The sequence below is a fragment of the Pseudoalteromonas sp. '520P1 No. 423' genome (assembly GCF_001269985.1).
Taxonomy (GTDB): Bacteria; Pseudomonadota; Gammaproteobacteria; order Enterobacterales; family Alteromonadaceae; genus Pseudoalteromonas.
Window position 1 is genome coordinate 3,148,192 of sequence record NZ_BBZB01000001.1, and the last position, 13,172, is coordinate 3,161,363.

Annotated in this window: 11 protein-coding genes; 3 read left to right on the top strand and 8 right to left on the bottom strand. The window is 35.3% G+C overall.

Annotated features, from left to right (window positions below; all coding sequences use genetic code 11):
- Positions 1–82 precede the first annotated feature (82 nt).
- Both PSA_RS14370 and PSA_RS14375 read left to right on the top strand, forming a co-directional pair.
- Positions 83–577 carry a peptidylprolyl isomerase gene (locus PSA_RS14370; protein WP_042142288.1) on the top strand — a complete coding sequence of 165 codons (495 nt, stop codon included), beginning with the start codon at positions 83–85 and terminating at the stop codon, positions 575–577.
- 79 nt (positions 578–656) lie between these two features.
- Complete coding sequence (locus PSA_RS14375; RefSeq protein ID WP_042142290.1) at positions 657–1,388, top strand: UDP-2,3-diacylglucosamine diphosphatase; 732 nt, start codon at positions 657–659, stop codon at positions 1,386–1,388.
- 11 nt (positions 1,389–1,399) lie between these two features.
- Here PSA_RS14375 and PSA_RS14380 read toward each other — a convergent pair whose 3' ends face one another.
- Complete coding sequence (locus PSA_RS14380) at positions 1,400–2,176, bottom strand: tRNA isopentenyl-2-thiomethyl-A-37 hydroxylase MiaE (RefSeq protein ID WP_042142292.1); 777 nt, start codon at positions 2,174–2,176, stop codon at positions 1,400–1,402.
- Positions 2,177–2,399: 223 nt separating this feature from the next.
- On the opposite strand from PSA_RS14380, the gene PSA_RS14385 reads away from it, so the two are divergent.
- Positions 2,400–2,996 (top strand): Yip1 family protein, encoded by a 597-nt coding sequence (locus PSA_RS14385; RefSeq protein WP_042142294.1) that lies wholly within the window; start codon positions 2,400–2,402, stop codon positions 2,994–2,996.
- A 92-nt stretch (positions 2,997–3,088) separates the two neighbouring features.
- Here PSA_RS14385 and purF read toward each other — a convergent pair whose 3' ends face one another.
- The 7 genes from purF to PSA_RS14420 all read right to left on the bottom strand — a co-directional run bounded on the left by purF (position 3,089) and on the right by PSA_RS14420 (position 13,074).
- Positions 3,089–4,609, bottom strand: a complete 1,521-nt coding sequence (gene purF / locus PSA_RS14390) for an amidophosphoribosyltransferase (RefSeq protein ID WP_042142296.1) — start codon at positions 4,607–4,609, stop codon at positions 3,089–3,091.
- 18 nt (positions 4,610–4,627) lie between these two features.
- On the bottom strand, positions 4,628–5,122 hold the full coding sequence (locus PSA_RS14395) for a CvpA family protein (RefSeq protein WP_042142298.1): 495 nt from the start codon (positions 5,120–5,122) through the stop codon (positions 4,628–4,630).
- A 60-nt stretch (positions 5,123–5,182) separates the two neighbouring features.
- The gene (locus PSA_RS14400) at positions 5,183–5,824 is read right to left on the bottom strand and encodes an SPOR domain-containing protein (RefSeq protein ID WP_042142300.1); all 642 of its coding nucleotides are present in this window, start codon (positions 5,822–5,824) and stop codon (positions 5,183–5,185) included.
- A gap of 12 nt (positions 5,825–5,836) precedes the next feature.
- Positions 5,837–7,114, bottom strand: a complete 1,278-nt coding sequence (gene folC / locus PSA_RS14405) for a bifunctional tetrahydrofolate synthase/dihydrofolate synthase (protein ID WP_042142303.1) — start codon at positions 7,112–7,114, stop codon at positions 5,837–5,839.
- A 70-nt stretch (positions 7,115–7,184) separates the two neighbouring features.
- A complete protein-coding gene (gene accD, locus PSA_RS14410) occupies positions 7,185–8,057 on the bottom strand; it encodes an acetyl-CoA carboxylase, carboxyltransferase subunit beta (protein ID WP_042142305.1) in 873 nt (290 codons plus the stop codon).
- A gap of 133 nt (positions 8,058–8,190) precedes the next feature.
- The gene (truA, locus tag PSA_RS14415) at positions 8,191–8,979 is read right to left on the bottom strand and encodes a tRNA pseudouridine(38-40) synthase TruA (protein WP_042142307.1); all 789 of its coding nucleotides are present in this window, start codon (positions 8,977–8,979) and stop codon (positions 8,191–8,193) included.
- A gap of 135 nt (positions 8,980–9,114) precedes the next feature.
- Complete coding sequence (locus tag PSA_RS14420) at positions 9,115–13,074, bottom strand: FimV/HubP family polar landmark protein (protein ID WP_059364945.1); 3,960 nt, start codon at positions 13,072–13,074, stop codon at positions 9,115–9,117.
- Positions 13,075–13,172: the final 98 nt, after the last annotated feature.

Below are 13,172 nucleotides of genomic sequence, written 5' to 3' on the forward strand. Positions count from 1 at the left end.
TAGCCATATCACTTTGTAGAACGCTGCGAACTTAGATAGAATACAATTAATATAAACACTCTATTTTAAGATAGGAAATTTCATGGTTACTTTACATACCAACTTCGGTGATATCAAAATCGCTCTAAACGCTGAAAAAGCACCTCAAACGGTAGAAAACTTTTTAAAATATGCTAATTCAGGCTTTTACGATGGCACTATTTTTCACCGTGTAATCGATGGTTTCATGGTTCAAGGCGGTGGTTTCTTACCTGGTATGGAGCAAAAAGAAGTACAAGATCCAATCCAAAATGAAGCAACAAATGGTCTTTCTAATAAGAAAGGTACTTTAGCTATGGCTCGTACTCCTGATCCACATTCAGCTACAGCGCAATTTTTTATCAATGTTAATGATAACAACTTCCTAGATTTTACAAGTGAGACATCTCAAGGTTGGGGATACTGTGTATTCGCTGAAGTTGTTGAAGGTCTTGATATTGTTGAAACTATCAAAAATGTAGCAACTGGTAGTGAAGGCTTCCACCAAGATGTACCGCTTGAAGATGTTATTATCACTAAAGTCACAGTAGAAGCATAGTAATACCTAAGGGCTAATCTTTTAGCCCTTTCTTTTCTCCACAAAGTGGCCCAAATAAATATTCGAAGCAAATTTATTTATGAATAAAACCTTATTTATCTCAGATCTGCATTTAACCGAGTCTAGACCAGATATTAGTAAAGCATTTTTTGACTTCCTAGATAATCAAGTAACGAGTGAACTAGATGCGCTTTATATTCTTGGTGATTTTTTTGAAGTTTGGGTTGGTGATGATTATCAAACTGATTTGACATTAAAAATAGCTCAAGAATTAAATGCAATTACAAATAAAGGGATCCCTGTTTATTTTATTCATGGAAATAGAGATTTTTTAGTCAGTAAAAAATATGCTGAGCTATCTGGAATATCAATATTAAATGAAAGAACAGTGATTGATTTATACGGTACCCCAACTTTAATTCTTCATGGAGATGAAATGTGTACTCAAGATATAGAGTACCAAAAATTCAGAAAGAAAAGCCGAGGTTGGTGGTGGCCTAAACTCATGTTAGCTATGCCATTGTTTTATCGACAAAGCGTTGCTAAAAAAGCAAGAGAACGTAGTAAAGCTTCCCAAATGGATAAAGCACCTGAAGTACTTGATGTAACACATGATGCCGTAATAGATACTTTCAAAAAATTTCAAACTCATTTAATGATCCATGGACATACGCATAGACCAAAAGTACATGAACACGATATTGATGGTACACCAGCCAAACGTATTGTTTTAGGTGACTGGTATACACAAGGTTCGTACTTAGTTGTTACAAAAGACGCTCAAGAGCTTATTTTTACTGACTTTGAGTAAAATTTTTTAAATTAGCCTGATGTTAAACTTGGTGATCCTGAGTGAAACTTAAAGTCAGTATCTTCTGAAGTAATCAGTTGTGCTTCTACTTCACCAAAAAATTTCACTCTATCGCTGATATCAACATCTTCACCTGCAACTTGCTGCGCTAAACTCAAATAATCTTGATAATGACGTGCTTCTGAACGTAATAAAGAGACATAAAACTTATTTAAGTCATCATCTAAGTGCGGTGCTATTTTTGCGAAGCGTTCACAAGAACGTGCTTCTATATATGCACCACAAATCAATTTATCTATTAATATTGCAGGTTCGTGAGTACGTACATGTGTCATCATGCCTTTTGCGTATCGCCCAGCCGTAATATTTTCATACGCGATGCCTCTATCATTCATTATTTCTAATACTTGATAAAAGTGATGAAGCTCTTCTTTAATTAATAATACCATTTTATCAATTAAATCCTGACCAAAAACAGAGCTGCTTTTAGGCACTATTGCCTTAGATAACTTAGCGTGTTCAGCTAAACTTTCTAAAGTCCCTTCTTTTTTATATACGTATTTCTCATATGGTTGAAACCATTCAAGCAAAGCTTTGCCACTTTCTTTATCAACAGCATATTTACGGATCAGCCACATCGCTGTTTGCCCCGCTTTTAGCTCACAAATAAGGTGATCTAATAATAATATTTTTAAGTTTTCAGGCTTTTTAGCTTCATTAATCCATTCATCAGGAGTATCACATTGTAAAAATGCTTTAATGGGTGCTAATAACTGTTCGCTAGTCATGAATATCTCATATTAAGAAGCTAAATTTAAAAATACATTTTATCATAATCAAACAAGTACATCTTGTTCTCTATCCATAAGAAGGCTTCATATAATCATTTTTTCTCATGCCTATTATTGATTAAAACACTTATAAACTTGACAAAATATTAACATTCAACAATACCTAAAAGGTAAGACTAATAAAAACAACTCAAAATAATAAAAGAAGGAAGTAATAATTATGATTTTAAATCACCTCTGGGGTATATACGCACATCCAAAAGATGAATGGCAAACCATTGATAAACGTCATGAAAGTTTAAAATATAGCATTTCTCACATTTTACTAATTGCATTAATTCCATCAATTATGGGCTATTATTCTTCCGTTCATTTAGGCTGGAGTATTGGTACTGGGGATCCAATTCATTTAACAGAATCTAGTGCCATGCTGATTGCGACTGCCATGTACTTCGCATTAATTGGTGGTGTGTGTGCTTTAGGGTTATTAGCACATTGGATGGCTAAAACTTTTGGTGCAAATCCAACATATACACAAACACTTGAGCTGGCAGCATATACAGCAACCCCAATTTTTATGACGGCGTTCGCTGCATTTTATCCTGTTTTATGGTTTATCGTCGTAGTGGGATGTTTCGCTTTAGCTTATTCTGTTTATTTGCTATATACCGGCGTACCAATTTTAATGCATATTCCTGAAGAACGCGGTTTTATTTATGCAAGCTCTGTAGTAACAACTGGCTTAATTCTACTTGTATGTATTTTGGCTTTAACCGCCATGATGTGGACAACAGGTTATGGACCTATGTTTGCTTAGTTGGCTGAGAGTAGTTTAAAAGTCATTATTAAAGCATTAAAAAAGGAGCTATTTAGCTCCTTTTTATTATCTTAACTCGCTAATCAAATTTATTAATCGATAGAGTCTTGATTGTGTAATTCAAGTCCTGATGACATTGCTTGCTCATTATCAAATTTAGCAGAGTCATTTCTTAAATCATTGATACGATTTAAATATGTTTGATCGATATCGCCTGTCACATATTGACCATTAAATACTGACGTTTCATATGCCTTAACTTCAGGGTTTTCTTTTGAAACAGCTTCAATTAAGTCAGGTAAAGATTGAAAAATTAAACCATCAGCACCAATACATTCATTAATATCTTCAACTTCACGGCCATGTGCAATTAATTCAGTCACAGATGGCATATCAATACCATAAACGTTCGGGAAACGAATTTCAGGTGCCGCTGATGCAAAATACACATTTTTAGCGCCTGACTCTCTTGCCATTTGAACGATTTGAGCCGATGTAGTACCACGTACAATTGAATCATCAACTAATAATACATTTTTACCTTTAAACTCACGGCCAATTGCATTAAGTTTTTGACGAACTGACTTTTTACGCATTTCTTGGCCCGGCATGATAAACGTTCTGCCGATATATCTATTTTTTACAAAACCTTGGCGATATGGAATTTTAAGCACTGCAGCCATTTCAAGTGCGATATCACATGATGTTTCAGGAATTGGAATGATAACGTCAATCTCTTTATCAGCCCATTCTTTCGCTACTTTTTCACCTAGTTTAGTACCCATATTTACACGTGCCGCATAAACAGAGATATTATCTAATGTAGAATCTGGGCGTGCAAAGTATACAAATTCAAAAATACATGGAGAATAAGAAGCATGCTCTGAACATTGCTGTGAAAACAACTGGCCGTCGTTATTAACAAAAATACTTTCACCAGGGGCAACATCACGGATAAATTCAAAACCACAGCTATCGAGTGCAACACTTTCAGAGGCAAACATATACTCTGTGCCTTTATCTGATTCGCGCTTACCAAATACTAATGGACGAATACCATTTGGATCACGAAATGCAATCATGCCTTGACCAATGATCATAGCAATTGCAGCATAACCACCAACAGCTTTATCATTTACAGCTGTCACAGCCTTAAAGATATCTTTTGGTTCTAAACTTAGCTTTTCAGTCAATGCGATTTCATGTGCTAATACATTCAATAAAACTTCAGAGTCTGAAGTCGTATTTACATGACGTCTAGCAACTGAAAATAACTCTTGTTTTAAAGCTTCTGCATTCGTTAGATTACCATTATGGGCTAATGAAATACCAAAAGGTGAGTTTACATAAAAAGGTTGCGCTTCAGCTGAGCTAGATGAACCTGCAGTTGGGTAACGGACGTGGCCTATGCCCATATCACCTTGTAAACGCTTCATATGACGAGTATGGAATACATCTTTCACTAAACCATTATCTTTACGCAAACTAAAAGTATGGTTGTTAATGGTGATTATACCAGCCGCATCTTGACCTCGATGTTGTAACACAGTTAAGCCATCATAAATTGCCTGATTAACAGGAGAATTCCCGACTATACCAACAATACCGCACATGTTATTTATCCTTGCCGACTAAGGGTTTACTGAAGTTAAAAAGCTAGAGTTATTTTCAAGGTATGCAAAAAACCATTCAATAACAAAGCCAAATTCAGGGATTAACGTTGAAGTCTCCCACCAATGCGTTTTTGGCGCGCTGGTGAAAGCATCTAGAAAAAATAATATAGCACTAACAACTAATACACCTCTAAGTGCACCAAATGCAAGACCGATAACACGATCTGTGCCTGATAAACCAGTATGTTCAACTAGCTTACCTAAAATAAAGTTAAATAATCCGCCTAAGAAAAGAGTGGATACAAACAAAATAGAGATAGCGGCGGCATTTTTTAATAAAGGTTCTGAAATGGATGTTAGAAAAGCAGCTAAGTGCTCATAGAAAAAGCTAGAGATGAAAAAGGCAGCAACCCAAATAGCAAGGGAGATTGCTTCTTTTATAAAACCTCTGATCAAACTTATCATAGCAGAAAGTGTAATAATGCCTAATATGGCATAATCAACCCAAATCATATAAATTAGCCTTTGTTAATTTCGGGCGCATTTTATAAGACACGAGCCTAAAATGCCAGATCATTTTGTAACATCAAATACAGTTACTTTACCATTTAGACCCGTTAGCGTTTTTAATGCTGGTAGTTTGCGCTCTAATGCAGACTTTTTAATCATAGGGCCAACAAAAACCTTAGTCAGCTGACCAGATGGTGTTGATATAGGTTTCGTAAAAGTTGTAAAACCTGCTTTTTTTAATTTAGCTAATAAACTTGCTACATTTGCTTTATGAGAAAAACTACCCAACTGAATAACATAAGCAAAATCAGTTAAGTTTTCGCTTTTAGCACGTTTTTCATTTTTAGGTTCAGGTTTATATGTACTCACCTCAACAACATCGCTCTTTGCTGTTGTATTAGTTGTAACACTTTCTGTGGCCGTGTCGACGTGCTTTACTTGTGTGTTTGCTATTTCTGATGGTGTAATATCAAGCGCTATTTCATCCAATATTTCAGTCGAGGTATCTGGTAATTTAGATTCTAAGTCAGCTTGTGCTTGCTCTAAATCTAAATCAACTGTTTTAAATTCAGGGCGATCGGGCATTGTTTTAAAACCCTCTTTAAATTGGACCTTTTCACCATCTAAGATATTTGGAATAAACACAACTGCTGCAATAACAACGATAGTTGTGCCTACTAACCTATTTATAAACCCTAAATTCACCTAAATTTCCCCTTAGCTAAGAAAAAGCATTGCATCTGCCACAGTGTAAAATGAACCAAAAACAATCAACAGTTGTTTTTCACCATTTTTATCTGTTCCTTGCATCTTTGATAAAAGATTATCTAACGCATTGTCAACAGACGCAAATTTTTGAGCATCGTTTATGCCTAAACACGATAATTTTTCTGCTAACACATCATTTTTAGCACCTCTAAAACATGTTAGTGTTGCAATGGACCAATTATCAACAATCTGTGTTAGCTCTGATAAAACCGCTTTTTGATCTTTATCTTCTAACATGCCCACTAATGCATTTATTTTATAATCTTGTGACTTTAATATTTGTAGCTGTTTAGCTAAGTAACGTGCAGATTCTGGGTTATGTGCCACATCAACATACACTAATGGAGATTGGCTTAAACACTCAAAGCGCCCTTCTACTTTTAATGTATTGATCACCTGAGTTATTATTTTATCACTAGGGAGTAAGTTTAAACTCTTAAGTGTTGTTAATGCTGTCGCAATATTTTGAGCTGGAATGGCAGGTTGCTTATATTCAATCTTATTTGATTCATAGTGCCACTCAAATGACGAACCATGGTCGAGATATTTAAAATCAGTACCAGATAAAATCATATTGGCTGATATTTTAGTACCATAATCAATTACTGATTGTGGTATATTCAAATCTCCCACTATCGCAGGCGTATCTTTTCTAAAAATTCCCGCTTTTTCAAAACCAACTAACTCCCTGGTATCGCCAAGGTAGTCTTTATGGTCTAAATCAATTGTTGTGATCACTGAAGCGATAGGAGATACAATGTTAGTCGCGTCTAATCTGCCACCTAAACCGACTTCTAGCAATATATAGTCAACTTGATGACGTTTAAATATCTCTAAACCCGCTAAGGTCGAATATTCAAAATAAGTCAGTGTCGTTTCACCACGTCCATGCTCTAAAGCATGAAATGCATCAACATGCTCTTGATCGTCAAGTTTATTGCCATTTATCCTGACTCTTTCATTATAATGAAATATATGAGGTGAAGCATAAGTACCAACAGAGTAGCCTTGAGCGAGTAACATCGCTTCTAAACAGCGTGCTGTTGTTCCTTTGCCATTAGTACCTGCAATTAAGATTATTTTGCTAGAAAGATTTGATAACCCTTGCTGTTGAGCAACCTTCTCAACACGTGTTAAACCCATTTCTATATTGGCAGGATGGATACTTTCTAAATAACAAAGCCAATCATCAAGGCTTGATGATTGGCTTAAAATACACTGTGACATATTTTCACTTTTGTAATTAATCTTGGCTTGAGCAGTATTTTATATAAAATACCGCTCAAAAGCGACAAAACTAAGCAACTCTATGTTCTTGTTCTGTTGAAGGTAAGTTCATATATTTAGCAACAATTCTTGCAATCGTATCGCGCATTTCACGGCGATCTACAATCATATCAATGGCACCGTGCTCTAATAAGAACTCACTACGCTGAAAACCTTCAGGTAAAGTTTCACGTACTGTTTGTTCAATTACACGTGGGCCAGCAAAACCAATTAATGCTTTAGGTTCACCAATATTTACATCACCTAACATAGCCAAAGAAGCAGAAACACCGCCCATAGTTGGATCTGTTAACACTGAAATGTAAGGTAGGCCTTTTTCACTCATTTTAGCAAGGGCTGCACTTGTTTTAGCCATTTGCATTAAAGACATTAATGCCTCTTGCATTCTTGCGCCACCTGATGCAGAAAAACAGACTAACGGCATATCATTTTCTAGACATTTGTTAACCGCTTCAACAAAACGCGCACCTACAACTGATGCCATAGAACCGCCCATAAATGAGAATTCAAATGCAACAACAGCAACAGGAATGCCTTTTAAGCGACCAGTCATCGCTACTAATGCATCGTTTTCACCACTCACTTTTTTAGCAGAGTTAAGACGATCAGTATATTTTTTAGAATCTTTAAATTTTAATAAATCTTGCGCTTCTAAATCTAGGCCAAGCTCTACTCTATCAGCAGTATCTAAGAAAGCTTCAATGCGACTTCGCGCACTTTGACGCATATGGTGATCACATTTAGGACAAACGTTTAGTGATTTTTCTAATTCAGCTTTATATAAAATAGCATCACAGTCTCCGCATTTAGCCCATACGCCTTCAGGAATTTCTTTACGACCTGAAGATTTTGTTTTAGGTAAGATTTTTTCTAACCAACTCATGTGCGATTCTCTTAATTCTTATAAATTTAGTCTATTACCTGCCTATATATTTATACATACAGATAAATTTTATCAATTAGAACACGATTTCTATCAGTAAGGTATAAAAAACTGGTCTTAGCTGTGGGTCTGTTTAGAAATCAGGTAAAAACAGGGGTCCTGGATGTGTTTTTTCTATTCCCCATTTTTCAGGATACTCCACATCAACTAAATATAAACCGCCTGCTTTTGCTGTTGGACTTGCTTGAGATCTATCTTTTAGTTCTAAAATCTCTTTCATCCATTCTGGTTTTTGTTTATGTAAACCAATATCAATCAAACATCCTGTTATATTTCTAACCATATGATGTAAAAAAGCATTAGCTTTAACATCTATAACAATAAAATCACCATAACGATCTACTTTTAAGTGAATTATCTTTCGGTTTGGTGAATTAGCTTGGCAGTGTATTGCTCTAAATGAAGTAAAGTCATGTTCACCTACAATGTGAGGACAAGCTTGTTGCATTTTCTCTACATCTAAAGGCTGATAATAATGGCTTACACCATTTTTTAAAATGCCAGGTCGTAATGGGCTATTATAAATAATATAACGGTAACGCCTTGCCACCGCGCTATATCTTGCATGAAAATCAAATGGAATTTCTTTTGCCCAACGAATAGCAACTGTATCTGGTAATAAAGAGTTCATACCTAATGTAAATGCACTCATATCGCGCACAGATGTTGTTTCAAAATGTACAACTTGTCCTGTGCCATGTACACCAGCATCAGTTCTGCCTGCACAAAAAACCACAACCTTTTCATTACAAATCTTGGAAAGTGCGGTTTCAACCTCTTCCTGTACACTGATCACATTATCTTGGCGTTGCCAGCCATAATATTGTGAGCCATCATACTCTATACCAAGTGCTATTCGCATATTAATCCAATAGAAACTACTAAAGCGCCGTATTATACCCATTTAAGCCAAAAATGCGACTAGGGCGACAAGCTTAAAAACAAAAAAACACTGATATAAATAGCAGTGTTTTTTGTTATTTGATTAACTAAAAGATTATAGTTTAATTTTTTTCTTCAATTGCTGGGCTTCTCTTTGAACTTCAGGTGGGCCATTATCAATAACATCTTGAATTGCTTTAGATGCACTTTCAAAGTCTTCAATCTCTAAATAAGCCAGCGCTAAATCTAACTTAGCCGAATAACCGCCATTTTGAGCATCAACATCTAAACTTTCTTCTCCAGCTAGTAATTCATCAAATTCACTTAAACCAACATCCATATCAACACTATCGTAAGGTTCGTCTATAGGTTCAATATCATCGCTTTCTTCAATTAAATCCGTAATATTCAAAAAGTCGGTATCACCGCCTAGGCTAGTTTCTAATTCAAAGTCATCTTCTAGTTCAAGATCATCATCTATCTCAATTGCGTTTTCTAATGTATTTTCTTCTGATAATAAACTATCAAAATCAATTTCAAACTCTTGCGAATCAAGATTGGTCAAATCTTCTGGTTCAGCTAACTCATTAAGTAATGAATCAAAATCTGTACTTTCTAAATCACTTAACGAGTCATCAATCTCACTACTCTCATTTTGAGATTCTAATAAAGTATCGTCACTAGTTTCTTCTAATAGACCTTCGAGATCCATTTCAATTTCATGCGTTTTTTCATCAATGTCTATTGTAGATAGGTTTTGATCTGTTGACATTAAATCAGATTCTAACTGTTCTAAGTCATTTTCCGAATCATCAGATGATAAGTTTAGTAAGTCCTCATCGTCACGCACAGCGTCCAATTCATCATCTTCAATTAATGATAAATTACCTAGGGCTTCTTCTTTTAAACCAAAATCATCTTCTATTTCAATTGATGTTGGTGCTCTCATTGATTCCGCAAGTTCAATTTCGGCTTGAGAAAGCTGGACACTTTCTTCATTAGCTTCAATTTCAGCAAGTGCATCGTCAAGTGCTAACTCAGGATACTCTTCTAATTCTTCGCTTGGTGAATCTGCATGTTCTTGCTCTAATGAAATTTGCGCATCATTTATTGATTCATCTTCTGATGACAAATCAAAATCACCGGCTTCTAGTAGAGGGTCATCACCTAAATCGATTTCTAAATATTCAGCACTTGTGTTTAGTTCTTCATCAAAGTTATCTAAGTTTTCATGTACAAACTCACTCTCATCTAAAGTTGGATCTTTTTCTGGCTCGGGAGTAACCTCTAACTCAGCTTCTAAATCGTCACCGAGTTCATCGTCTAACTCATCACCCAATAAAGCGTCTATATCATCAAGTTTATCTAAATCAGCACTTTCATTTAAATCTTGTTGTTCAATTTCAGGTTCAGGAGTAACTTCTAAATCAGTTTCTAAATCGTTACCGAGTTCATCGTCTAACTCATCACCCAATAGAGCGTCTATATCATCAAGTTTATCTAAATCAGCACTTTCATTTAAATCTTGTTGTTCAATTTCAGGTTCAGGAGTAACTTCTAAATCAGTTTCTAAATCGTCACCGAGTTCATCGTCTAACTCATCACCCAATAAAGCGTCTATATCATCAAGTTTATCTAAATCAGCACTTTCATTTAAATCTTGTTGTTCGATTTCTGGCTCGGTTGTAACCTCTAAATCAGTTTCTAAATCGTCACCTAGTTCATCATCTAAATCATCTGCTAATAAAGCGTCTATATCATCAAGTTTATCTAAATCAGCACTTTCATTTAAATCTTGTTGTTCGATTTCTGGCTCGGCTGTGACCTCTAACTTAGCATCTAAATCAGCACTTTCATTTAAATCTTGTTGTTCAATTTCAGGTTCAGGAGTAACTTCTAAATCAGTTTCTAAATCGTCACCGAGTTCATCGTCTAACTCATCACCCAATAAAGCGTCTATATCATCAAGTTTATCTAAATCAGCACTTTCATTTAAATCTTGTTGTTCGATTTCAGGTTCAGGAGTAACTTCTAAATCAGTTTCTAAATCGTCACCGAGTTCATCATCTAAATCATCTGCTAATAAAGCGTCTATATCATCAAGCGCATCTAAATCAGCACTTTTATTTAAATCTTGTTGTTCGATTTCAGGTTCAGGAGTAACCTCTAACTCAGCTTCTACATCGTCACCAAGTGCATCGCCTAAATTTTCAGATAATAATGAATCTATATCATCATCTGCTGCTATTTCATCGCTAGGCTCTCCATCAACTGAAACACTGTCTAACAATGAATCTATATCATCATCATCTGCTGCTATTTCATCGCTAGGCTCTCCATCAACTGAAACACTGCCTAATAATGAATCTATATCATCATCTGCTGCTATTTCATCGCTAGGCTCTTCATCAACTGAAACACTGTCTAATAATGAATCTATATCATCATCTGCTGCTATTTCATCGCTAGGCTCGGCATCAACTGAAACACTGTCTAATAATGAATCTATATCATCATCTGCTGCTATTTCATCGCTAGGCTCTTCATCAACTGAAACACTGTCTAATAATGAATCTATATCATCATCTGCTGCTATTTCATCGCTAGGCTCGGCATCAACTGCTGCTATTTCATCGCTAGGCTCGGCATCAACTGATACACTGTCTAATAATGAATCTATATCATCATCTGCTGCTATTTCATCTGTTGGTTCAAGATCTTCAGGGATGTCTAAAGCGATATCAGCCTCACCTAACATATCACCCATTGAAAGTTCATCAGACATACCATCTTCATCTATTTCAGAGACCGGTTGATCAAAATCTTGCTCTAAAAACGCGTCAATATCATCATTATCTAATAAATCGGTTGCAGCACTTGGCTCATCTGGCAGTAAATCATCAGGTTCTTCATCAAAAACTATTTCATCACTTAATAATCCATCTAATTCATCTTGATTTAGCAGTGAATCTCCATCTAATTCGTCAAAATCTAAATCCGGCTCATCTTCCTCATAAAGGATTTCATCAGGCTCAGGCAACATGTCACCATCAAGAGCATCATCTAATTGAATAGAGTCTTCTGCTAATAAATCATCATTTAGTAAATCATCTTCTAATGAATCATTTAAATCAGGCTCGCTAGATAAGTTTGCTGGTTCTGCTTCAAAAGGTGGCGGTGGTGGTACTTCTGCAGTTGGCTTATCAAATGATATATCATCTGCTGGTGCTTCATTTTGTTTGCGACGGCGGAAGAAGGCAACCATTGCACCTATCAGTAAAAGTGCAGGTATACTGGCATATAAAGCAATAAAAATAGGATCGTCCCACTTCATTCCTTTATTTCGCTCCATTTCAGCTTGTTTTTGTTGAATTAAAAATTCATTTTGCTTGGCTAATAACTCACGTAATTGTTGTTGTATTTTACTATCATTACCTAATTGCTCTTTAACTAAATCTAACTCATTTGAAATTAAGTTTAATTGAGATTGTAACTTTTCATTTTCATCTAGAATAACTTTTGAACTTTCTACCGACTCCCTAAACTTATCTTTTAAGTCAGCAAGTTTCTTTCCTTGGTCTTGTTGGATTTCATTTAATTGAATTTTTAATTCGTCTTTTGCAGCGTCAACATCTGATTTTTTAGCTTGCGTTACTTTTTTTGCTACTAAATCTATCTCATTGGTTGTTAATTTACCTTGTTTCTTTTTCTCCCATAAAGAATCATCTTGGTCTGATTTTTTCTTTGCAAGTTCAGGCTCTATGCTATGGAATTCACGAATTGAAGGGATTTTTAAATAAGAACCAGTACGTAAGTGATTCATATTTTTATCTAGAAAAGATTGAGGGTTTTTTTCATATAATGCATGCATGACTTGATAAATACTAATTGATTTATTAGGTCTTACCTTCATTGCAATTCGCCACAAAGTATCAGTATCTTTAATTGGGCCTATTGAACGCCCCTGCTTACCATAATCTGCATTTTTAGGGCCTTTTAATCGAGTTTCTTCGGCCAAAGTAGTGGCAGATAAGAAAATAGACACTAAAAGAAAAATTGAAGCTAAACTGCGCATGCGATTCCTTTACTTATTATTCAAACAATCATGCTTTTAAAAGCGAGATTTAGAAATTTAATTATATTTTCATTAAAATTGTTGCAAGCATTATTCCA

What these genes read in the sequence shown, in the direction of transcription:
- PSA_RS14370 (WP_042142288.1), top strand. Translation starts at nt 83, where the DNA reads ATGGTTACTTTACATACCAACTTCGGTGATATCAAAATCGCTCTAAAC.
- PSA_RS14375 (WP_042142290.1), top strand. Translation starts at nt 657, where the DNA reads ATGAATAAAACCTTATTTATCTCAGATCTGCATTTAACCGAGTCTAGA.
- PSA_RS14380 (WP_042142292.1), bottom strand. Translation starts at nt 2,176, where the DNA reads ATGACTAGCGAACAGTTATTAGCACCCATTAAAGCATTTTTACAATGT.
- PSA_RS14385 (WP_042142294.1), top strand. Translation starts at nt 2,400, where the DNA reads ATGATTTTAAATCACCTCTGGGGTATATACGCACATCCAAAAGATGAA.
- purF (WP_042142296.1), bottom strand. Translation starts at nt 4,609, where the DNA reads ATGTGCGGTATTGTTGGTATAGTCGGGAATTCTCCTGTTAATCAGGCA.
- PSA_RS14395 (WP_042142298.1), bottom strand. Translation starts at nt 5,122, where the DNA reads ATGATTTGGGTTGATTATGCCATATTAGGCATTATTACACTTTCTGCT.
- folC (WP_042142303.1), bottom strand. Translation starts at nt 7,114, where the DNA reads ATGTCACAGTGTATTTTAAGCCAATCATCAAGCCTTGATGATTGGCTT.
- accD (WP_042142305.1), bottom strand. Translation starts at nt 8,057, where the DNA reads ATGAGTTGGTTAGAAAAAATCTTACCTAAAACAAAATCTTCAGGTCGT.
- truA (WP_042142307.1), bottom strand. Translation starts at nt 8,979, where the DNA reads ATGCGAATAGCACTTGGTATAGAGTATGATGGCTCACAATATTATGGC.
- PSA_RS14420 (WP_059364945.1), bottom strand. Translation starts at nt 13,074, where the DNA reads ATGCGCAGTTTAGCTTCAATTTTTCTTTTAGTGTCTATTTTCTTATCT.